This is a genomic window from Pseudomonas sp. DVZ6, from assembly GCF_024259445.1.
Taxonomy (GTDB): Bacteria; Pseudomonadota; Gammaproteobacteria; order Pseudomonadales; family Pseudomonadaceae; genus Aquipseudomonas; species Aquipseudomonas peradeniyensis.
Map to the genome: position 1 here is coordinate 41,183 of NZ_JANCLM010000016.1, position 21,193 is coordinate 62,375.

Genomic DNA, 21,193 nt, shown 5'->3' on the forward strand with positions numbered 1-21,193 from the left:
AACGATGCGCTGGCCAGCCGAAGCGACCCGCTGGATGGGCCAGCTCGACGCCGCCAAGGCCCTGGCCGGTAGCGAGCTGGCCAATACCGCACAGCGCCTGAGCGGCCTGCAGGGACTGGCCAGCACCAACCCCGGCCCGGTCGGCGCCGCGGCCAAGGGCGCGATCGAAGCCGGGCGCCAGGCGCTGGCAGAGCAGCTGGGCGAAGTGCCCAGGTGCCTGGTGGTGACGCCGTTCCAGAGCGGTATCGGCCAGGGGCGTGGCTACCAGCGCTTCCTGTCCGCGCCGAACCTGCTGCAGCAACTGGCCAACAAGCTGACCGACGCCACCGACGACGGCAGCCCCCAGGGTGAGCAGCACGCGTTGTGCCTGCTGTTCCTGGGCACCCGCCACGATCAGCTGGCCGCCGGCCTGGCCCGCTTCAACGCCCTGATGCCGATCCCCGAGCTGGTGCGCGCGCAACGCCGCGCCGAGCACCTGGCCCGGCTCGAAACCGAGAAATGGCAGATTCCCCAGGCCACCACCCTGCCGCGCTGGGAGGCCTTGCCGCTGGAGCGCTGCACGGTGTTGAAGGCGGCGCAGCAATCGCTGGCCGGGCAGATCGCGGTGCTGGAAAGCTACGCCGCCGACAGCTCGCCCATGAGCGACCTGGCCGGGCTGGCGGCGCGCAAAGCCAGCCAGCAGCAGGTCCGCGACCAGCGCCTGGCCGACCTGCGCCAGCTGCTGGAAGGCGGCCAGGCCGACAGCTCGGTACGCACCCGCCTGCTGGGTCCGGGCAACAACACACAACTGCGCCGCATGCTGCTCGAAGGCGATGCCCCGGGGCATGAATGGGTGATGAGCGCTGGCGTGATCCTGGTCGGCTCGGCCAAGGGCCTGAGCTTCGTTCGTGAAATGGTGGGTTTATGACACTGCTACTGTTGGACGGCCAGCCCGTCGAAGGCAAGACCCTGAAAGTCACCGGCAACCTGCGCATCGAAGCCGAGGACCTGTCCGGCCAGACCAGCAACACCGACTCCGCGCACAAGGGCTTCAAGCCCAAGACCCTCACGGTCACCCTGACCATCCCCTACGTCAACGGCACCTGGCTGCGCAGCCTGATGCGCCTGGCCGAAGCCACCGAGAGCGGCGGACAGCTCAAGACCTACCGCATCGTCAACGACACCGCCGAGGCCTTCGGCATCCGCCAGGTGCGCTTCGCCGACAGCGTCAGCGCCCGGGAAGACGACTCGCTGGCCTGCTGGCGGGTGCAGTTTGGCCTGGCCGAAAAGACCTCCAACCCGGAAAAGGTCGAGAAGCGCCGCGCCAAAAAACGCGTCAAGGCCCAGGCCGCTCCAGGGGCGGCGGTGGGCGCGAAAGAGGAGGAAGAGGAGAAGGACCCGGAGCTGACCAGCTTCGAGCGCCTGCTGAAAAAAGTGGATGACTGGCTGGGAGAGAAGTCATGAAGCTGCATCAGGTACTCAATGTCGGCGGCGAGCGTTACGACCTGGTCAGGGCGGATGTGCGCCTGGAACTGCGCAACCCGGGGCGGGCGACCTTCATCGTCCGGGCCGACGCGCCCCTCAAGGGCCTGGTCACCCTCGACATCGGCTACAACGACAGCCCGCTGCAACGGCATTTCATCGGCTACGTCGAGCGCTGCACCAGTGCCAACGCCAGCCAGCAATTGCTGTTCTGCCGGGAACTGGCGGCGATCCTGGCCAGGCCGCTGCCGATGAACCTGCGCCACGTCGACCTGCGCGGCGTGCTCGACCAGGTCGGCCAGCAGACCGGCCTGCGCTTTCGCGTGCCCGAGCGGCCCTACGCGTCGGTGCGCGCGCCGTTCTTCTACAGCCTGGCCGCCGGCTTCCAGGCCATGGAAAGCCTGGCCCAGGTCTTCGACATCCCCGACTTCATCTGGCAGCAGCAGGGCAACGGCGAGGTATACGTGGGCAGTTGGGCCGACAGCTACTTCGGCGCGCGCCCCGCGCTGCAACTGCCCATGGAGCTGTTCGACAACTACCAGGGCAACCAGAGCGCCTGCATTGCGGCCCTGCCGGGGCTGCGTCCGGGCGCACCGATCAACCACGGCGAGCGCGTGACCCACGTCGCGCTGGCCGACAGCCAGATGGCCATACGATGGAAGACGCAATCCGCCGCGCCGTAGCGCGCCAGTTCCCCGAAATCACCGGCGGCTATCACCTGCCGCGCTTCGGCCGCGTGGTCGCGGTGCCCGATGCGCCGACGGCGCCCGGGCTGTGCGACGATTTCCGCCCGCGCTTCGGCGTCGATGTCCAGGTGCTGCTGCCGGACGGCGAGCCCGACCCGGCGTTGCCGGTGTTCACCAGCCTGCCGCTGCCGGCGCCCATGGGCGGCCAGGAGCGCGGCATGTTCGGCTTCCCCGAGGAGGGCACCACCGTGGTGCTGTCGTTCGCCTACGGGTTGCCGCACAAGCCGTTCATCCAGCAGACCCTGCCCCACGGGCTGAGCCTGCCCAAGGTGCCGAAGGGCGACCTGGTGTGGCAGCACAGCGAGGCCTGCCAGCAACGCGCCGACGCCGACGGCAACTGGCTGCGGCAGACGGACGGCCGGATCCGCGACAAGGCGATCGAGCGCGAGGTCGAGGCGCTGGCCAACACCGAGCAGTTCCAGAGCCATGCCCGGAACGTGGACGACCACTCGACCGAGACCGTCGGCGGGGTGAAGAAGATCGAGGCCCTCGGCGCGCTCAAGCTGCTGTCCGGCGGCTCCGCCAGCCTGGCCGCCCTCGACGACCTGCACCAGGCCACCGGGCGCGACCTGAACCTGGCGGTGGGGCAGAAGCTCAACGCGGCGATCGGCGGCGACGTCCAGGAGCGGATCGAGGGCCTGCGCCACAGCGTGGTGAAAATTAGCCAGCGCCTGCAGGCGCCGAAGACCTGGCTGGGTTCCGAGGCGGTGAACGTGCTGCAGGTGCTCTGCGACCTACTCGACCTGGTCCAGGAGATGAACACCGAGCTGGCCGGGCATGTGCACGGTCCCACGCCACCACCTGGCAATGCGGCAGCCTTCAGCGGCGCAGCGGTGCGGGCCCAGGCCATGGGACTCAAGTTGAAGCCGATCACGCTGTGATCTTCAAGGCATTTCGTATTCGCGGGGCCAGCCCGCTCCCACAGGTTCAGCCTTGAGCCTGTGGGAGCGGGCTGGCCCCGCGTTGCGTTTGGGGCGGAAAAAGTCGAGTGTTCACACGACTGACTGCCAGAAGACTTGGATTTAACCCATCGGGAACAGCTTTGCAGCATCACCAGCGTGGGAGCGGGCTTGCCCCGCGATCACCGGCGAAGCCGGTGCCATGCAGATAATCGCGGGGCAAGCCCGCTCCCACGCTGGTGATGATTCCCTGCGCGACCTCCCAGCCCATAGAGTCCTGTTCAGCCTGAAAGAACCCAAGGCTTCATCGCCTGCGCACAACCGTCTACAATCCCTCCTGCTTGAACCGGGATAACCGAAGCACTGCCTCGAAACCCGATGGACCTGACCACTGCCGGTCAACCGTCGGGACAAATGGGTCCGGACCTTGGCCGGCCCGTTTATCGGAGGCAACACATGAGCCCGCGTATCTGGCTGCTGGCCCTGGCGACATTCGCCACGGGCATGGCGGAAAACATCACGGTCGGCATCCTGCCGGCCCTGGCCGATGGCCTGCAAGTCCCGCTGGGGATCGCCGGACAACTGACCACGGTCTTCTCCCTGAGCTTCGCCCTCGCCGCACCCTTCTCTCCCCTGCTGACCACCCGTTTCCCGTTGCGGCGACTGCTCTGCATCACCCTGGCCCTGTTCGCCTTGTGCAACCTCGCCGCGGCCCTGGCGCCCGGCTACACCGCGCTGCTGCTCGCCCGCATCGGCATGGCCACGACCAGCGCCCTCACCTGCCTGACCTGCACCCTGATGGCCACGCGCCTGGTACCCGAGGCCCTGCGTGGCCGAGCCATCGGCGTGATATTCATGGGTATCTGCAGTTCACTAGTGCTGGGCGTGCCCGCCGGAATGCTGCTATGCGACGTGCTGGGCTGGCGCGGGGTGTTCACCGGCCTGAGCCTGCTGGCGATCGCAGTGCTGCTGATGGCCTGGCGCGGATTGCCGCAACTGCAGAGCAGCGAACGCATCGCCCTGGGCAGCTACCTGCGGCATCTGCGTGACAGCCGCCTGGTGGCCGCCCAGGGCGTATCGCTGTTGATGATCGCCGGGCACTTCACGGTGTTCGCTTACCTCGCCCCCTATGCCCGACAGGTCGCCGACATACCGGTGCAATGGCTGGCGGCCCTGTTTGCCGTCTTCGGTATCGCCGGCGTCTCGGGCGGCTATGTCGGCGGCTGGATGGCGGACTGGCTCGGTGCAGGTCGCTCCATCGCCCTGGCGCCACTGCTCTATCTCGCCAGCCTGCTGGTATTGCCCCTGAGCGTCGGCACGCCCTGGCTGTTCCTGCCGGCGATGATGCTCTGGGGCGGGCTGAGCTGGACCACCTCGCCGGTGGTGCAGAGCTACCTGGCGACCCGTGGCGCGGACACCTTCCCGGCCGGCATGAGCCTGAACTTGTCGGCCATGCACCTGGGCGTCGGGCTCGGCTCGGCCATCGGCGGCGCGGTGATAACCGGCGCTACGCTGGCGGCCACCCCCTGGGCTGGCGCCGCGCTGACCGCGTTGGCGGCGGGCCTGGCGTTCTGGTCGGCGCGTCCACCTGCCGTGCCTGGCTTCAGCGAGCGCGAACCGGCGTAACGGCCTGCTGCTCCTGCTCGAAGGCATCGGCCAGGTAGTCGATCAGCTTGCGCACCGCGGGCATCAACCCGCGACGGGAAGGGAACAGCGCCACCACCTCCCCTTCCCGGGGCGCCCAGTCGTCGAGGACATGCGCCAGCTGCCCGCCAGCCAGATCGTCGCGCACTGCCTCCTCGGGCAGCAGCACCACACCCACGCCGGCCAGGGCGGCCTCGCGCAGTACCGCGAGGTCGTCCGACACCACACGGGGGCGATGGCGCACGGCAACCTCGGCGCCTGCGGGCCCGACCAGCATCCAGCTGGCGTCCTGCACATTGGCGCCCCAGTTCAAGCTCGGCAGAGCCTGAAGCCCTTCCGGCGACACCGGGCGCCCGTGTTCGGCCAGCAGGCCCGGCGCAGCCACCAGGCACTGCCGGCTCGGGGCCAGGCGACGCATGATCAGCTCGCTGCTTTCCAGTGGCTGGTGCTGCACGCTCAGCACCAGGTCAAAACCCTCGCCGATCACATCCACCCGCCGGTTGTAGCTCTTGACCAGCAGCTCGACCACCGGGCATTGCGCCATGAAGCTCGCCAGCATCGGCGCCAGGCGCGAATCGAGCAGCGCGGTGCTGCTGGCCAGGCGCACGATGCCGCGAGGCTCGGCGCGGTTGCGCTCGACCGCATCCTCGGCGGCAACGGCCTGCTCGAGCATGCCCAGGCAATGGCGGTAATACTCCAGGCCCACCTCGGTCACCTGGAACTGCCGCGTGGAGCGCTGGATCAGGCGCACACCCAGGCGCTCCTCGAGCTTGGCCACGCGCCGGCTGAGGCGTGACTTGGGCAGGCCAAGGATACGCCCGGCGGGCGCGAAGCCGCCGTGCTCCACCACCTTGGCATAGAGATAAAGGTCGTTCAGGTCGAACATCGGCAACACTCGTCCACGGCTCACTGCTGCATCATCCGTCATTCTTCGAGGATCGTCACAGTGGCGGTGGTCCCGGCCCGCAAAGGAGGCGCCTCGGCAGCCTGGGGCTCCAGGCGCAGGCGTACCGGCACGCGCTGGGCCAGCTTGACCCAGGTGTAGTTCGGGTTGACGTTGGCCAGCAGGCGGTTGCCCGGCTGGTTCTCACGGTCGGTGATGGCGTAGGCGATGCTCTCCACCGTGCCCTGCAACGTCTGGCCATTCATCAGCACGATGCGCGCCCGGCTGCCGACGGCGATGCGCGGCAGCTTGGTCTCTTCGAAGTAGCCACTGACATGGAACGAATCGCTGTCCACCAGCGCCAGCAACGCGGCACCCGGTTGCGCGAAGTCGCCCTGACGGGTCAGCAGGTTGGTGACATGACCATTGACCGGCGCCAGCACCTCGGTGCGCTGCAGGTCGAGCTGTGCCTGTTCCAGCGTGGCTTCGGCCAGTTGCACATTGGCTTGCGCCAGGCCGAGGCTGGACTGCTCGCGCAGCAGGTCGGCCTGGGCCACAGCCACATCAGTCTTGGACTTTTCCCACTCCTCGGCGGAAATGGCCGACAGTGACTGCAGCTTGCCGCGGCGCTGTTCCTCGCTACGCCGCTGCTTGAGCAACGCCTGGTTGGCAACGATGTTCGCCTGCGACTGCCCCAAGGCTGCCCGTGCCACCTCGACCGCGCGCCGGGCATGCAGCACGGCCAGTTCATAGCGCGCCGGGTCGATGCGCAACAGCAGGTCGCCCTTGTGCACGAACTGATTGTCCCGCACCGGCAGGGCGACGATCCGGCCGCTGACCTCCGCGGCCAGGGTGACCACATCGGCCCGCACCCGTGCGTCGCGGGTCCAGGGCGCCTGGGTATAATGCGTCCAGGCCAGCCAGCCCAGCACGATGGCAACGGCCAGCATGACCAGGGTCAGGCTGCGCGACAACAGTGGCTTGATCGACGACATCTACCTGCTCACTCCCATCCACAACAACAAGGCCGCGCAAATCGCGGTGTACAAGGCACCCTGGAACAGCGCCGGATGCCAGACGAATGCCAGCACGCCCACCCGGCGCAACAGGGCATCGACCAGCACAAACAACGGCAGCGCCAGCAGCAGCGCCTGGGCGATGGGCGGCAGATAGACCCCGCCTACCTCGAAATCAATGGGCATTGGTCACCTCCGGCAACAGCCGCGATCGTTCAGCTTCCAGCACCTGGCGATAACGCGCCAGCAACTGCCCGGCCACCGCCAGTGCCACCCGCAGGATGAACAGTCGGTGCAAGGCGTCACGCCCCATCTGCCCTGACGCGCCATGCAGGGCATCGAGCAACTGCGCCTGATCGTCCATTTCCCGCAACAGCGGATCAAGGGCCACCGCGCCCTGGCCACCGACGAAGTCGGCGACGCCCTGCAGGCTTTCCCGCAAGCGTGTGCGGGTCGCCGCCGGTAACGCCAGGTCACTGTTGCACAAGGCACGCGCCTGGCCCAGGGCGATGGCCAGCGCCGGGCATACCAGCGCGCACTCGACACGCTCGCGCGAGGTCATGTCCGCAGCGGCCGGCAACAGACCAATCAGCGCCGACAGGCGATCAAGCAGCAGGCTCTCGAAGGCGAACTGCCCGGCCAGCGAACCGCTCCCGAGCACCTGGCGGCGCACATCCTCACGGGTCTGGCGAAACAATCGGGCGATGCGTTTCTGCGCATTGAACGGAAAGACCAGCGCGAACACGGCCATCGCCAGCACCCCGGCCACCAGGTAGCCACCGGCGAACTCGAACCACTGGATATCGCTGTTGTGATAGGCCCCGACATTCTGCGGCCCGATCATCAGCAGGCTGATCAGACCGATGCCCATGCCGATCCCCGCGGTCATCGGGTTGGCCAGGCCGACCGCCGCCAGGTACAGCAACGGTGCCAGGCACAGGGCAAGCATCTCGAAGTCGGTGAACAGCGGCAGCAGGGCGAACTGATAAAGCGCGGACAAGCCCATGCCCACCAACAGCCCGCGGTTGTAGTTCTGGCTGGCCAGCAGCGGTCGAGGCAAGGTCGCCATCAGCGAACACATCACGCCCATCAGGATCACCGCCGAACGCGCGCCATCCCAGGCGCTCTCGATCCACAACCCGCCGATCAGCAACAGGGCCAGGCAGGCGCGCACGGCGTTCATCGCCGCCAGCGGCCAGTCCAGGTGCAAGGCGCTGGCGCGCCCCTGCTGCTGGGGACAACTGGCCAGACGGCCCTGCTGGATCGCCTCGTTCAGCTCGATCAGCTCGTCCAGTTGCTGCAGCAGGCGCGCCTGCTCCCAGCGCAAGGCCCAGGCCAGGGCGCGCAGGTGCGGGGGCAATGGCTCATTGAGAAACTCCGCACGGTCGGCGGCGTCATCGAAGCCCTTGTGCAGGGTGCGCAGGGCCTCGCGATCCGCTGCCGAGAGCGCCATACCGTCACGTGCCAGCGCATCCAGGCTCGCCAGTTCGGCGTCGCGCAGCAGCTGGATATCCGCGGGCAGCGGCCCCTGCCAGTGCGCCTTGATCAGTTCACGCTGCTGGCGCAGCACCAGCAGTCGCGAAACCAGCAGCACCAGCTGGTTGGCGAACAGTTGCACCAGCCCATCGCCGCTGCGCAGGTGCGGGGCATCGAAGTACAGGTGCCGACGCAACCCCTCCAGCGCGCTGACCTCGGCGATCAACCGGGCCTGACGCTGACCGAATGCGGCCTCGTCCTCTTCGGTGCGGATCACCTCGGCGGCATGCTGGGCGATCAGTTTCAGCAGGCTGTCGACTTTGGCGAAATAGCTGTTGGCCACCGCCTGCGGGCGGGCCGTCAGCAGGCTGACCACGGCCACGCAGGCCACCGCCAGCAAGGTCTCGGTAACCCGTGTAACGGCCAGCATGAAGGTGCCCTCGGGCTCGGGTACGGCCAGCATGGCCACCACCACCGCGGTAAAGCCGCTGAGCACGAAGGCATGGGAATCGGTATAGCGCAGCAAGGTGCCACCGGCGGTGCACAGCCCCAGCCACAGCGCCAGGCTGACCAGCAGGGTGTACGGCATCTGCGCGAACAACGCCATCAGCAGCACGGCCACCGCCGCGCCGATCACGGTGCCGAGCACCTGCGCGAGGCTGCGCTTGAGGGTCATGCCGGCCAGCGGCAGGCTGATGATGATCACCGTCATCAGCGCCCATTTCGGTTGTTCCAGGTCGAACAGGAACGCCAGGTAGAGACACAGCAGGCCCGCCACCACCGTACGCAGCGCGAACAGCAGCACATCGCGCCCGGGGCGCAGGGCAAGCCTGGAATAGGCAATCAGTGGAGCCATCCATTACCTCGTAACCGACAAGGCGGATCCGGGCCCCGGCACCGGGGCCCGGACACACCGTCACTTGGCCAGCTTGCTGTAGCTGGTCATCAGGTTACGGTAGTCGGGAATGTGGTTGGAGAACAACGTGCCCAAGCCTTCGATGTCGTTGCGCCAGTCACGGTGCAGCTCGCAGGCCACGCCGAACCAGGTCATCAGCTGCGCGCCGGCGGCCTCCATGCGACGCCAGGCCGAGTCGCGGGTCAGCTCGTTGAAGGTGCCGGAGGCGTCGGTCACCACGAACACATCGAAACCCTCCTCCAGCGCCGACAGCGCCGGGAAAGCCACGCACACCTCGGTGACCACGCCGGCGATGATCAGCTGCTTCTTGCCGGTGGCCTTCACCGCCTTGACGAAGTCCTCGTTGTCCCAGGCGTTGATGTTGCCGGGACGGGCGATGTAGGGCGCATCGGGGAACTGCTCCTTGAGCTCGGGCACCAGCGGGCCGTTGGGACCGGTCTCGAAGCTGGTGGTGAGGATGGTCGGCAGCTTGAAGTATTTGGCCAGGTCGGCCAGCGCCAGCACGTTGTTCTTGAACCGGTCCGGGTCGATATCGCGCACCAGCGACAGCAAACCAGTCTGGTGATCGACCAGCAGGACTGCGGCGTTGTTCTTGTCCAGACGCTTGTATTGGAATGCCATGGTGGATCTCCTTGCTTGGATAGGGAACAGCCAGGTTCAGTTGCGTTGCGAGTCTAGTTGCTCATGACCGGTGACGACGGCCTGGGCCTTGGTGTAGCTCTCGATCAGCAGTTGGTAGTGCGGGAACACCGCGCTGTAGGCCTCGGCCCACTGGGCGGCGTCCGGACGGTTCCAGGTGCGTTGGACCTCGGAGCAGACGGCGGCGGTGTCCATCGGCACCACGCCGGCCTGGACCACCCGCGCCAGGGTCACTTCCTGGGCCATCTTGGAGTAGGTGCCTGACGCATCGATGACAGCGAACACCTGGTAGCCGGCGGCCACCGCGCTGATGCTGGGGAAGGCCATGCAAACGCTGGTGATGGTACCGGCTATGATCAGCTGCTTGCGCCCGGTGGCCTTCACCGCGGCGACAAACTCGGGATTGTCCCAGGCGTTGATCTCACCCTTGCGGGCCACGTATTGCGCATGTGGCGCGGCCTCGTGGATTTCCGGGATCAACGGGCCGTTGGGGCCCTGGGGTACCGAGGCGGTGGTGATGACCGGGATCTTCGCCAGGCTGGCGACCTTGGCCAGGGTGATGGCATTGGCCCGCAGCTCGGTCATGGGCATGTCCTTGACCGTCTGGAACAGGCCGCTCTGGTGGTCGATCAGCAGCATGGTGGCGTTGTCGGGGTCGATGCGTGGCACCTGGCCTTCGAAGTTGGCGGCTTGCGAGAAATTGCTCATCGTTCTCTCCTTCAGGTGTGGAGAACAGGCCATCCTGGCCGCTGCGGTCTGGCCGCGCCCCACACATCCACAGTGGGGACTATGAGAGTAGGCAACGCAGGCTGAACGAAGCGACCGTCAGTCGGCGAGCCGTGGGAGATGCCCGTGCGGCCTGGGGCCAGACGGGCGACAGGGCTAACGGTAGAGAGGAGAGACGCGGGCCGGTAGGCCCATGGGTGAACCCTCAGAGTTCTACCTGAAGAACAGTGAGGCGGGCGCCGCTATCGTGAGGTACGACGATATTGCTGCATCGGACTGCGCGGGGCTGCCGGATCGGTCATCTCGATCAGACCGGCCGCCAGCGCCGGTTTGAGGTAGTTCGCTCTGAAGGTATGCCGATGAGACAGCTCGAGGCGCTCCATCAGTTCATTGGCGCGCAGCGCGACACCCGGTTTCAGAACCTCCAGTAATCGTGCTACTTGGTCGGTTACTTGGTCGGTTACTTGGTCGGTCTCACTCGCCTCGGCCAATGCCTGCCGCAGTGCCTGGAGCATGAACTCGACAAAGGGCGTGGCCTCGCCAGCCTGATCCGCAGCCGCCAAGGCACCGTAGTACGCCTCCTGCTGGGCACAGATCACCGACTCCACCGGCAGGTAGGCGAGTACCGGGCGCCAGTGGCTCAGTATCAGCGTCTGCCACAGACGCCCCATCCGCCCGTTGCCATCGGCGAAAGGATGGATGAACTCGAATTCGTAATGAAAGACGCAGCTGCTGATCAACGGGTGCCAGTCACTGGCGCCCAGCCAACGCAGCAGGTCATGCATCAGCGGCTGCAAGCGACTGGCAGGCGGTGCCATGTGCAACAGGCGCTGGCCGCGATAGATGCCGACACCTCCTTGGCGAAACTGACCGGCGTCATCGATCAACCCCATCATCAGCAGCTTGTGGGCAGCCAGCAGATCAGACTGACGCTCGGGCAGCCAGCCGCTCATCGCTTCATAGGTGGCAAAGGCATTGCGCACCTCCTGGATTTCACGCGGCAGGCCGAGTACCCGCTTCCCTTCCAGAACCGCAGTGACCTGTTCGACGCTCAGTGTATTGTTTTCGATCGCCAGCGAGGCCTGGATGGTACGAATGCGGTTGCCCCGGCGCAGTTGCGGGGTAAGCGCCACTTCCCGATTAGCCGTAAGTGCACCCACCTGCTCGCTGATATCGGCAACCAGCGCCAGCATGCGCGGTGTCACGGTCAGTGGCGGCAGATACTGGCTCATGGGAATGTCCATCGGGTCTGAAAGCGTGGGAATGATCGTGAAGCTTGATGACGTCAAGGCTGTCGACACCTTAGCCAGTGGCAACACCCGGGTAAAGCACAGCACCCCATTGGTTCACGATTTCCTGAACTGATTATTTGCCCACAGCGATTTTTCCCCTCGCCCACCGCCACCAGAATCGCTTCACCAACAATCACAATAAACCGTGAGGCCACTCCCGTGGACCAGACACTCCAGGTACGGCAGGCCGCCGCCGACCTCGTCGCCGCCTTCGCCAGCAACGACACCGCCCGCTACTTCGCCTGCTTCAGCGAAGACGCCACCTTTCTCTTCCACACCGTGCCGCAACCGCTGCTGTCACGCCGCGCCTACGAAGAACTCTGGGCCAGCTGGCAGGCAGACGGATTCGCCGTGCTCGGCTGTGAGTCCAGCAACGCGCAGGTGAGCCTGCAGGGCGACGTGGCGATCTTCATGCACGATGTAGCCACGCGCCTGCGCGTGGCCAGCGAAACCCTCGACCTGAACGAGCGCGAGACCATCGTCTTCCGCTTGCACGGGGAACGCTGGCTGGCCTGCCACGAGCACCTGTCGGTCGTCTCGCCGGCCTGATTCCCTTAAGCGGCCCTGCCGCACTGCCATCGCACCCACAACAAGGCCGCCCGACGGCCGACAACATTCGCGCTGGAGCATCACCATGAGCCACTCGACCGGTATCGAGACCAATGGCGTCGAACAGATCCCCGACGATCAACGCGACGCCGCCCCGCTGGACCTGTTCCGCCTGATCTTCGGCGGCGCCAACACCTTTGCCACCGCCGTGCTGGGCAGCTTCCCGGTGCTGTTCGGGCTGTCATTCCAGGCCGGGGTCTGGGCGATTTTGCTCGGCGTCGGCGTGGGCGCGCTGATCCTCGCGCCGATGGGCCTGTTCGGCGCGCTCAACGGCACCAACAACGCGGTATCGTCCGGCGCGCACTTCGGCGTGCACGGGCGTATCGTCGGCTCGTTCCTGTCGTTGCTGACCGCCGTGGCGTTCTTCTCGCTGTCGGTGTGGAGCTCGGGCGATGCCCTGGTCGGCGGCGCCAAGCGCCTGGTCGGCCTGCCGGAAACCGACCTGACCCTGGGCCTGGCCTACGGCCTGTTCGCGGTGCTGGTGCTGGTGGTGTGCATCTTTGGTTTTCGCTTCATGCTGTGGGTCAACAAGATCGCGGTGTGGGCCTCGAGCCTGCTGTTCCTGCTGGGCATCTTCGCCTTCGCCGGGCCCTTTGACGCGGGCTACGCCGGCAGCGTCAACCTCGGCCAGGCCGGTTTCTGGGCGGCGTTCGTCGGCGCGGCGATCCTGGCCATGAGCAACCCGGTGTCGTTCGGCGCGTTCCTCGGCGACTGGTCGCGCTATATCCCTCGCGAAACCGCCAAGTCACGCATCATGCTGGCGGTGATCCTGGCCCAGGCCGCCACGCTGATCCCGTTCCTGTTCGGCCTGTGCACCGCCACCCTGGTGGCCAGCCAGGCGCCGGACTACATCGCCGCCAACAACTACGTCGGCGGCCTGCTGGCGATCTCGCCGGGCTGGTTCTTCCTGCCGGTGTGCCTGATCGCGGTGATCGGCGGCATGTCCACCGGCACCACGGCGCTGTATGGCACCGGCCTGGACATGTCCAGCGTGTTCCCGCGCCTGCTCAGCCGCGCCGCCGCCACCCTGCTGATCGGCGTGCTGGCCATCGGCTTCATCTTCGTCGGCCGCTTTACCTTCAACCTGGTGCAGAGCGTGTCGACCTTCGCCGTGCTGATCATCACCTGCACAAGCCCGTGGATGGTGATCATGATCCTCGGCCTGATCACCCGCCGCGGCTTCTACCACGCCGACGACCTGCAGGTGTTCACCCGTGGCCAGCAGGGCGGTCACTACTGGTTCGACCATGGCTGGAACTGGCGCGGCATGGGCGCGTGGGTTCCCAGCGCGGCCATCGGCCTGTGCTTCGTCAACCTGCCCGGGCAGTTCGTCGGCCCGCTGGGCGAACTGGCCGGCGGTATCGACCTGAGCCTGCCGGTGACCCTCGGCATCGCCGCCGTGCTGTACCTGATCCTGCTCAACCTGTTCCCTGAACCCGCTGGCGTGTACGGCCCTCGTGGCCCGCGCTGGGTGCGCTGCAAAAGTACGCCCGTAAAGCCCGTGACCACCGCCGAAATGGCCTGACTGGAATCCGACCATGACCACACCTCACTACATCGACGGCCGCTGGGTCGAAGGCCAGGGCAGCGACTGCATCGTTGTGCACAACCCGTCCGACGGTCAGCCGTTCGCCGAACTGATGGCCGCCAGCAGCGCCCAGGTCGACCAGGCCGTGGCTGCCGCGCGCCGTGCTCTGGCATCGTGGAAGACGGTCAGCGCCGCCGAGCGCGCCACCTACCTGCGCGGCTTCGCCGAACAGCTGGGTCAGCGCCGCGACGAACTGATCGCCCTGCAGATGCGCAACAACGGCAAGCCGCGCCATGAGGCCGAAATCGACCTGGACGACGCCATCGCCACCTTCGCCTATTACGCAGACCTCGCCGAGCAACTGCCGGCGAAGAACCGCGACGTGCCCCTGGCCGCGCCGGGCTTCACTGCCCGCACCCGTCTGGAACCGGTGGGCGTGGTCGGCCTGATCGTGCCGTGGAACTTCCCGCTGGTGACCAGTGCCTGGAAGCTCGCCCCGGCCCTGGCGGCCGGCTGCACCGTGGTGCTCAAACCTTCCGAGGTCACCCCGCTGATCGAGCAGGCCTACGGCCAGATCGCCGAGGTGCTGGGCCTGCCGGCCGGCGTGCTGAACATCGTGGGCGGCAAGGCCGAGACCGGCGCCGCCCTGAGTGGCCACAACGGCCTGGACAAGCTGTCGTTCACCGGCAGCAACGGCGTTGGCAGCCAGGTGATGCGCGCCGCCGCCGCCCAGTGCCGGCCGGTGACGCTGGAGCTGGGCGGCAAGTCGGCCATCGTGGTGTTCGACGATTGCGATGTCGACCAGGCGGTGGAGTGGATCGTCGCCGGCATCACCTGGAACGCCGGGCAGATGTGCTCGGCCACCTCGCGCCTGCTGGTGCAGGACGGCATCGCCGACGCCCTGCTGCCGCGCTTGCAGGCGGCGCTGGAAGCATTGCGCGTGGGCAACCCGCTGGAGGAAGAAGTGGACATGGGGCCGCTGACCAGCCAGGCGCAGTGGCTCAAGGTCGCCGGCTATTTCGCCACCGCCCGCGAAGAGGGCCTGAAGTGCCTGGCCGGCGGCAAGGCGCTGGACCGCGACGGCTGGTTCGTCAGCCCGACGCTGTACGTGGATGTGCCAGTGAGCAGCCGCCTGTGGAGCGAGGAGATCTTCGGCCCGGTGCTTTGCGCACGGCGCTTCGGCAACGAGGCCGAGGCCATCGCCCAGGCCAACGACAGCCGCTTCGGGCTGGTGGCCACTGTCTGCTCCGCCGACCTGGACCGCGCCGAGCGCGTGGCCGATGCGCTGGAGGTCGGGCATGTGTGGATCAATTCGGTGCAGGCGGTGTTCGTCGAAACCTCGTGGGGCGGGACCAAGGGCAGCGGCATTGGCCGAGAGCTTGGGCCTTGGGGGCTTTCGGGGTATCAGTCGGTGAAGCATGTGACGCGGTGTTTGGGCTGACAGCTCCAATGACGAAAAGGCCCTTGCCGGCTCGAACGGCAAGGGCCTTTTGCTTTACGCTGATAGTGAGTCTGCAAGAGGAGTGATTCCATGGAATATGACGATCAACTCATCGAGGATGCCGTACTGGCCCTGCTGGCGACGTTCAGCTTCAACAACGGCAATGCCTGGAAGGGCTTTGATTTTCAGGTGATGAACAAACTGCACGAGAAGGCGTTCATCACCAAGCCCTGGGGCAAAGCAAAGTCAGTCTGGCTTACTCCGGAAGGAATGGAGCGTGGCCGAATGATTGCCGATCAGCTATTCACGAAACCTGAAAAAAAGTGATCGGACATAGATCAGCAGCTGTCACCGCAGAGCAAGCATCATCGTCTTCGGTGACAGCTGTGGACAGGATGTGAACCCCGCAGCGTTGGCATAGAAACGCTCCAGACGCGCATCAAGTGGATGCACGATCATTGCAACACATCCGACGATCTCGGATGCCACCAGAGCTCTCTCGACAGCATCCTGCAAAAGGTCGGTTGCGACCCCTTGCCCAGCAGCTCTCAGGGTTACCCCCATTCGCCCCAGCACCACCACCGGCAAGTCATTTGGAGCATTGCGTCGCACGCTTGCAGAAGAACCATGGGCACGCGCCACAGATCCCGACGAAAGCGTGTAGTAACCGGCCACAACTGACGTGCCCTTGAAGCAAGTGACATACACCACTGCGTGCTTCGCTATCTGCGCCTTGTAAGCCTTTTCTCGAAGGTAGCCATTGATCGACGCCTCTCCACAGTCGAACTGACCTAACTCATGAAACGCTTCGAGCTTCTGCGGAGCGCTCAGCTCCAGCGCTTCGGCCTTGCCAACAGCTTCTTCACGCATTCATTGCTCCTGATGGGGTTGTCTTCAAGCGCCTGGGTGAATTGATCGAAGGCTTCGTCATCAAGCAGGAACAACCGGCGCTCCATCAGTACTTCCTCAGCGCGTCGGCAAGCCGCATCGAGAACGAAGCTGGTGCGGTCACCGCCCACAATCTCCACGGCGGCATCGATGAGGTCTCTGCGATGCTCGGCCACCCGCATGTTCAGAGGTACGGCCTTACTCCGATCCTTGATCTGTAAATCGCTCATTGGTGACTCCCAGCCCATTTCACGGGGCACTGAATCGACGAAGGATGTCGACCAGACAAGACTACTCCTGCGTAACGCAAATGTATAGCCAGATATCAATTTGCGTTACGCCAAGACTGCTCATGTCACGCTTAGATTGACCTTGTTCCCTTTGGCTTGCACGTCAGAACATTCCGAGATTGAAACCAGTTGCTTCAGCTCGAGTGGACTTGGGAACTATCCTACGCACGCTGCCGACGCGTCTGAATTGTCGAGGGCCATCAGCAGGACTAACTTCCCCAGGTCGTCGTTCTGACGATCAGGTGTGAGAGCCTGAGATCTGGTTTGCAGCCTTTGCGGCAGCTGTGCGCGGGCAGGATTCGTCCTGGCCGGGTTCCCAGGTTTCCGGTCTCTCACCCTGCGTACAGCTGCCACCCAATCCTGTGAGAGGGATCAGCGTGCAGCTCCTGACTAATCTGGGAGATTTGCGATGAAAAAGATCGTTCCTGATCCACCCCCTGCCAAACCGCTCAACCGCCCCTTCTTCACCATCAACGACGATATGCCCACCACCGAAGCGCTGCTTCACGCCATCCAGCTGATGCGTGGTATCGAAGACACCATCGACGAGTACTGCTGCGCCCTGGCCGGCGAACCCGGACTGGGAATGCTGGTGAACGCCGCGCACAACATGCAGATGGGGCGGGCGTTGGCGGAACATGCGCTGAACCGCTGCTCTTGCGGCTGACGCCAGGAGACCTGCCCTGCGCGATCCCTGTAGGAGCGGCCTCGTGCCGCGAAAGGGGCGCGTAGCGGCCCCAGGGTCTGCGCCACGAGACAGATCGCCGGGGCCGCTTCGCAGCCCTTTCGTGGCACAAGGCCGCTCCTACACAGGCAGGTGTAAATCCCGAACACACGGCCCCGGCACCTCGTGACTTTTGCCCTGCCCTGCGAAGTCACACCTCCTGGTAGCCCCACAATCACAACACCAGGCCAGCCCACCCATGCATCCTCTTCGCACCGCCCTGCACAACGAACTGCACGCCCGCCCGTCGCTGTACTTCGACGACCCGGCGCATGTCTTCCACCTTGCCGTGCTCGGCGACGCCAGCGCCTGCCAGGCCCTGTTGCAACGCTGCTGCCCCGAGGCCCCCGATACCCATGCGGCCCAGGGCATCACCCGGCTGTACGGCCACCCGTTCAAGTGGGAACGCCACACCGAATTCTTCACCCTGACCCTGGTGGTGCCCTGCACGACCCATGACAGCGACTGGCAACCCCTGCCCGCCGTGCTCGCCGAGGCCATCGCCCCGCAGGCGGCGCAGGTGATCAACGCCGTGCAGGTACTGGTTCGCGACGAACAGGACCTCGACCTCGGCCGCTATGGCTTCAAGGACCCCTGCGGGTCCAGCGTCGGCGGCGGCGATGCGGTGGTGTGGAGCGATTTCCGCCTGACCGAGGACGGCACCAACCGCTTCCTGTTCATCAACCGCCGGCTCAACGCCTACCGCCAGGGCCGCATGATCCGCCGCCTGCTGGAGATCGAGACCTACCGCATGATGGCCTCGCTGACCCTGGACACGGCCAAGGCCCTGAGCCAGGAGCTGGACGACTTCGACGCCACCCTGGTGAGCCTTTCCGAGCGCGGCGCCAGCAGCGCGGCACACGACTCCAAGGCCCTGCTCGAAGCCATCGCCCACCTGTCGCGCCAGGTGGTCGACCGCACGGTGCAGACCCGCCATCGTTTCGGCGCCAGTCAGGCCTATGCGCAGCTGGTGTTCGAACGCCTGGGCGAACTGCGTGAGAGCCATGTCGCCGACTGCCAGCGCCTGGGGGTGTTCATCGAGCGACGCTTCAAGCCGACCCTGCGCTACTGCGCGGCCACCGAGCAGCGGCTGGAACAGCTGGCGAAGAACGTCGCCAACCTGGGCGACTTGTTGCAAGCCCGGGTACAGGTAGAGATGGAGGAGCAGAACGCCGAGATCCTGCGCAGCCTCAATGCCCGGGCCGACGCCCAGGTGAAGATCCAGCGGGCGGTGGAAGGCTTGTCGATCATTGCCATCACCTACTACCTGCTGAACCTGTTCAAGCTGCTGTATGGCGGGTTGAATGTGCTGGGGGCGGGATTGACGGCGCGGGAGGCGATGCTGGGGATGGCACCGGTGGCGGGGTTGGTGCTGCTGGTCATCCTGCTGCGGATTCGACGAGCCAAGCAGCATTGAAAACATCGCGAGGCCAACCCGCGTCATCAATTCTTGCACGATCCCTGTAGGAGCGGCCTTGCGCCGCGAAAGGGCCGCGTAGCGGCCCCAGATTTCAGTGTTGAGCAAAGATCGTCGGGGCCGCTTTGCGGCCCTTTCGCGGCACAAGGCCGCTCCTACAAGAGCCGAGATGGCCTCACGCCGGCTCGTCGGCCGGTCGCCCATTTTCCTGCACCAACACCATGCTCTGCGGCGACGACAGTGCAATGCCTTCGTCTCGCAAACGCCCGAGGATGGTGAACAGCAGGTCGCTGCGCGTGCCCGACACCTGCCGGGGCGACGCCACGTAACCGCTCACACCGATCACCATGCCGCTGCTCGTCAGGTCCTTGAAAGTCACCGACGTGGCCGGCGCATCAAGGATCGACTCATGCTCCTTGTACGCCGCCAGCAGCAGCTCGCGCACATGGTTGGCATCGGTTTCCAGCGGCAGTGTCAGGGTAACGCTGACCACCCCCAGGGCATTGGCCATGGTCACGTTGCGCACGTTCTGCGAGATGAACTGCGAGTTAGGCACGATCACCGTCGAGCGGTCGGACATCTGGATCTCAGTGGCGCGCACGTTGATCCGGCGAATATCACCCTCGACACCGGCCAGGCTCACCCAGTCGCCCACCTTCACCGGGCGCTCGGTGAGCAGGATCAGGCCGGAGATGAAGTTCTGCACGATCTGCTGCAGGCCGAAACCGATACCCACCGACAGCGCACTGACCACCCAGGTCAGGCTGGTCAGGTTGATGTGCAGGGTGGACATCACCAGCATGGCCAGGAACAGGAAGCCCAGGTAGCCGACCAGGGTCACCAGCGAGGCGCGCATGCCGGCGTCCATGTCGGTTTCCGGCAGCAGTCGCTCGCTCAGCCAGCGCTTGACCACGCGAATGGCGAACCAGCCTCCGAGGAAGATCGCCACGGCCAGGAAGATGTCCTGGGGCACGATGTTCAGGTTGCCCAGCACCTTGCCGCCGGTGCCGTCCCAGTCCGCCAGGCTCAGCAGCAGCTCGCCCGGGCTGGTGCCCGAAGGCATGAACACCAGCAACGCGGCGGCGAACAGCAGCAGCGTGCGGCCGATGCCCGCCAGCACGGTGCTGGCCTGGGCCTGGTGGCGTTGCTGCAGGCCAAGCGCCGAGGCCAGCGCCAGGCCACCGGGCTGGCGCGGCGACAGCAAGGTCTCGCACAGGTCGCCGAACACCGTGACCAGCAGGTAGGCACAGACCACCACCACGCTGATCCACAGCAGCTTGGCGGTAAGGAAGTAGGCCAGCGTCAGGTAGCCGGCAAGCAGGGTCAGCAGGATCGCCAGCACCCACACCACGATCACGAACGGGATCAGCCCGGCCAGGCCCTTGGGCCGCTCCAGGTCATGCTGGCGGTGGGCACGGCGATAGCGCAGCAGGGCCACGACGAACAGCAACGACACCACCAGCGCGGTCAGGCCGTTGGTGGCCAGGGTCAGCGCCAGGCTGGTGCCGATCACGCTGTTGATGCGCTCCTGGGTCAGCAGCACCATCAGCGCCAGGGCCAGGACCTTGGGGAACCAGCCCAGGGCACTGGCCACTTCGTCGGCGATCGGCGGCAGGCGCCAGGACGGGCGCTGCAACATCAGCATGGCGCGACCCAGGCCCGAGATGAAGGCACTGAAGATCACCAGGGCGAGGATATGGTTGGTCAGGCTGGCGAGGTCCGTGCCAAGGTCGGCGCTGCTCTCCAGGCCCCAGCGCAGCAGCGACACGGAGCCGGAGATGGTGCCCAGGGTCGCCAGGCTGACGCTCAGCGCCAGGGCGCTGCGGCGCAGGCGACCTTCGGGCAGCCAGCGGATCATGGCATCGGCCAGCAGGCGCTCCAGCACCCGGCGCACCAGGGTCCAGACCAGCACCGCCGCCACCAGCGCGGTGATGAACAGCCATCGGTGCTCGGCGCTGAAGGCGCTGGCCATGGCGTCCGACACCTCGCCACGCAGGTCGCGCAGGCGCGCCACGTCGTCGTCGGTGGGGCGGATCAGGCTCGACCAGAATGCCGGGCTCAGCGGGCTGGCGGCGCGGCTGGTGATCTGCGAGTTGAACAGGCTACGGCGCAGGTTGACGATCTGGGTCGACAGGTCACGGGCCGACTGGGTCAGCGTGGTGGCGTCCTTCTGCTCGGCGACCAGCTTGTTCTTTTCGTCGTTGAGCTGCTTGCGCTGGCGGGTCAGGCTCTCGGCCTCCTCCTCCAGCGGCGGGCCGAGCACGTTGAGCTGGTCGTCCAGGCGCTGCACGTCGGCGGTGCGCTGGGTGACCAGCACATCGGCCTGGCGCTGCACCTGCAAGGCCGACTGACGCAACTGCGCGAGCAGGTCGTCGTTGGCGTTGCTGGTGACGCCCTGGCGGATCTGGTCGAGCCGTTCGCTCAACTCCTCCAGGCTGGCGTTCTCGTCCAGCACCTGCTGCTCGGCCACGGCCAGGCGCGATACCGGCGTGGCTGGCGCGGCCCAGGCCGGCACGGCCAGGCACAACAGCAGGGCGAAAATCCCCGCATAGAATCGGTCAAGGCTGACACGCCTCATCGAATGTTCCTCTACACAAC

The 21,193-nt window shown here is 66.0% G+C and carries 21 protein-coding genes; 11 read left to right on the forward strand and 10 right to left on the reverse strand.

Annotated features, from left to right (window positions below; all coding sequences use genetic code 11):
- The first annotated feature begins 4 nt into the window (after positions 1–4).
- The 5 genes from NMG10_RS11535 to NMG10_RS11555 all read left to right on the forward strand — a co-directional run bounded on the left by NMG10_RS11535 (position 5) and on the right by NMG10_RS11555 (position 4,732).
- Positions 5–907: a hypothetical protein gene (locus tag NMG10_RS11535; RefSeq protein ID WP_234560432.1), complete on the forward strand. Its 903-nt coding sequence runs from the start codon at positions 5–7 to the stop codon at positions 905–907.
- Positions 904–1,443, forward strand: a complete 540-nt coding sequence (locus NMG10_RS11540; RefSeq protein ID WP_232854742.1) for a DNA-binding protein — start codon at positions 904–906, stop codon at positions 1,441–1,443. The genes NMG10_RS11535 and NMG10_RS11540 overlap by 4 nt, the downstream gene beginning before the upstream one ends.
- Positions 1,440–2,144, forward strand: coding sequence for a hypothetical protein (locus tag NMG10_RS11545; protein WP_232854743.1), 705 nt, complete (start codon positions 1,440–1,442; stop codon positions 2,142–2,144). The genes NMG10_RS11540 and NMG10_RS11545 overlap by 4 nt, the downstream gene beginning before the upstream one ends.
- Positions 2,117–3,088 (forward strand): hypothetical protein, encoded by a 972-nt coding sequence (locus NMG10_RS11550; RefSeq protein WP_254464366.1) that lies wholly within the window; start codon positions 2,117–2,119, stop codon positions 3,086–3,088. Before NMG10_RS11545 ends, NMG10_RS11550 begins: the two co-directional genes overlap by 28 nt.
- Positions 3,089–3,562: 474 nt before the next feature.
- Positions 3,563–4,732, forward strand: coding sequence for an MFS transporter (locus NMG10_RS11555; protein ID WP_254464367.1), 1,170 nt, complete (start codon positions 3,563–3,565; stop codon positions 4,730–4,732).
- On the opposite strand, the gene NMG10_RS11560 is transcribed toward NMG10_RS11555, so the two are convergent.
- From NMG10_RS11560 to NMG10_RS11590, 7 genes are all read right to left on the reverse strand, one after another.
- Positions 4,710–5,636, reverse strand: a complete 927-nt coding sequence (locus NMG10_RS11560) for a LysR substrate-binding domain-containing protein (protein ID WP_254464410.1) — start codon at positions 5,634–5,636, stop codon at positions 4,710–4,712. The genes NMG10_RS11555 and NMG10_RS11560 overlap by 23 nt on opposite strands.
- A gap of 38 nt (positions 5,637–5,674) precedes the next feature.
- Positions 5,675–6,619 carry an HlyD family secretion protein gene (locus tag NMG10_RS11565; protein WP_254464411.1) on the reverse strand — a complete coding sequence of 315 codons (945 nt, stop codon included), beginning with the start codon at positions 6,617–6,619 and terminating at the stop codon, positions 5,675–5,677.
- Positions 6,620–6,628: 9 nt separating this feature from the next.
- Positions 6,629–6,835 (reverse strand): DUF1656 domain-containing protein, encoded by a 207-nt coding sequence (locus tag NMG10_RS11570; protein WP_110735900.1) that lies wholly within the window; start codon positions 6,833–6,835, stop codon positions 6,629–6,631.
- Positions 6,825–8,981 carry an FUSC family protein gene (locus tag NMG10_RS11575; RefSeq protein WP_254464368.1) on the reverse strand — a complete coding sequence of 719 codons (2,157 nt, stop codon included), beginning with the start codon at positions 8,979–8,981 and terminating at the stop codon, positions 6,825–6,827. Before NMG10_RS11575 ends, NMG10_RS11570 begins: the two co-directional genes overlap by 11 nt.
- Before the next feature lie 60 nt (positions 8,982–9,041).
- Positions 9,042–9,662 (reverse strand): isochorismate family cysteine hydrolase YcaC, encoded by a 621-nt coding sequence (ycaC, locus tag NMG10_RS11580; RefSeq protein WP_110735902.1) that lies wholly within the window; start codon positions 9,660–9,662, stop codon positions 9,042–9,044.
- 36 nt (positions 9,663–9,698) lie between these two features.
- Positions 9,699–10,388: a hydrolase gene (locus NMG10_RS11585; RefSeq protein ID WP_110735903.1), complete on the reverse strand. Its 690-nt coding sequence runs from the start codon at positions 10,386–10,388 to the stop codon at positions 9,699–9,701.
- 260 nt (positions 10,389–10,648) lie between these two features.
- Entirely contained in the window at positions 10,649–11,638 is a 990-nt protein-coding gene (locus tag NMG10_RS11590) for a Fic family protein (protein ID WP_254464369.1), read from the reverse strand.
- Positions 11,639–11,857: 219 nt separating this feature from the next.
- Here NMG10_RS11590 and NMG10_RS11595 point away from each other — a divergent pair, with 219 nt between their 5' ends.
- The 4 genes from NMG10_RS11595 (at position 11,858) to NMG10_RS11610 (ending at position 15,603) form a co-directional block, all read left to right on the forward strand.
- Positions 11,858–12,247, forward strand: coding sequence for a nuclear transport factor 2 family protein (locus tag NMG10_RS11595; protein WP_254464370.1), 390 nt, complete (start codon positions 11,858–11,860; stop codon positions 12,245–12,247).
- A gap of 85 nt (positions 12,248–12,332) precedes the next feature.
- On the forward strand, positions 12,333–13,832 hold the full coding sequence (locus tag NMG10_RS11600) for a cytosine permease (RefSeq protein ID WP_110735906.1): 1,500 nt from the start codon (positions 12,333–12,335) through the stop codon (positions 13,830–13,832).
- A 13-nt stretch (positions 13,833–13,845) separates the two neighbouring features.
- Positions 13,846–15,276, forward strand: coding sequence for an aldehyde dehydrogenase family protein (locus NMG10_RS11605; RefSeq protein WP_254464371.1), 1,431 nt, complete (start codon positions 13,846–13,848; stop codon positions 15,274–15,276).
- A 90-nt stretch (positions 15,277–15,366) separates the two neighbouring features.
- Entirely contained in the window at positions 15,367–15,603 is a 237-nt protein-coding gene (locus NMG10_RS11610) for a DUF6429 family protein (protein WP_254464372.1), read from the forward strand.
- Between the two features lie 21 nt (positions 15,604–15,624).
- On the opposite strand, the gene NMG10_RS11615 is transcribed toward NMG10_RS11610, so the two are convergent.
- Positions 15,625–16,146, reverse strand: coding sequence for a hypothetical protein (locus NMG10_RS11615; protein WP_254464373.1), 522 nt, complete (start codon positions 16,144–16,146; stop codon positions 15,625–15,627).
- Positions 16,104–16,394 (reverse strand): DUF1778 domain-containing protein, encoded by a 291-nt coding sequence (locus NMG10_RS11620; RefSeq protein ID WP_254464374.1) that lies wholly within the window; start codon positions 16,392–16,394, stop codon positions 16,104–16,106. The genes NMG10_RS11615 and NMG10_RS11620 overlap by 43 nt, the downstream gene beginning before the upstream one ends.
- 469 nt (positions 16,395–16,863) lie before the next feature.
- Between NMG10_RS11620 and NMG10_RS11625 the strand changes: the two genes are divergently transcribed.
- Together NMG10_RS11625 and NMG10_RS11630 are read left to right on the forward strand one after the other, a co-directional pair.
- Positions 16,864–17,121: a hypothetical protein gene (locus NMG10_RS11625; protein ID WP_254464375.1), complete on the forward strand. Its 258-nt coding sequence runs from the start codon at positions 16,864–16,866 to the stop codon at positions 17,119–17,121.
- A gap of 256 nt (positions 17,122–17,377) precedes the next feature.
- Positions 17,378–18,595: a DUF3422 domain-containing protein gene (locus NMG10_RS11630; RefSeq protein ID WP_254464376.1), complete on the forward strand. Its 1,218-nt coding sequence runs from the start codon at positions 17,378–17,380 to the stop codon at positions 18,593–18,595.
- A gap of 175 nt (positions 18,596–18,770) precedes the next feature.
- Here NMG10_RS11630 and NMG10_RS11635 read toward each other — a convergent pair whose 3' ends face one another.
- Positions 18,771–21,173 carry a DUF3772 domain-containing protein gene (locus NMG10_RS11635; protein ID WP_203648009.1) on the reverse strand — a complete coding sequence of 801 codons (2,403 nt, stop codon included), beginning with the start codon at positions 21,171–21,173 and terminating at the stop codon, positions 18,771–18,773.
- Positions 21,174–21,193 lie beyond the last annotated feature (20 nt).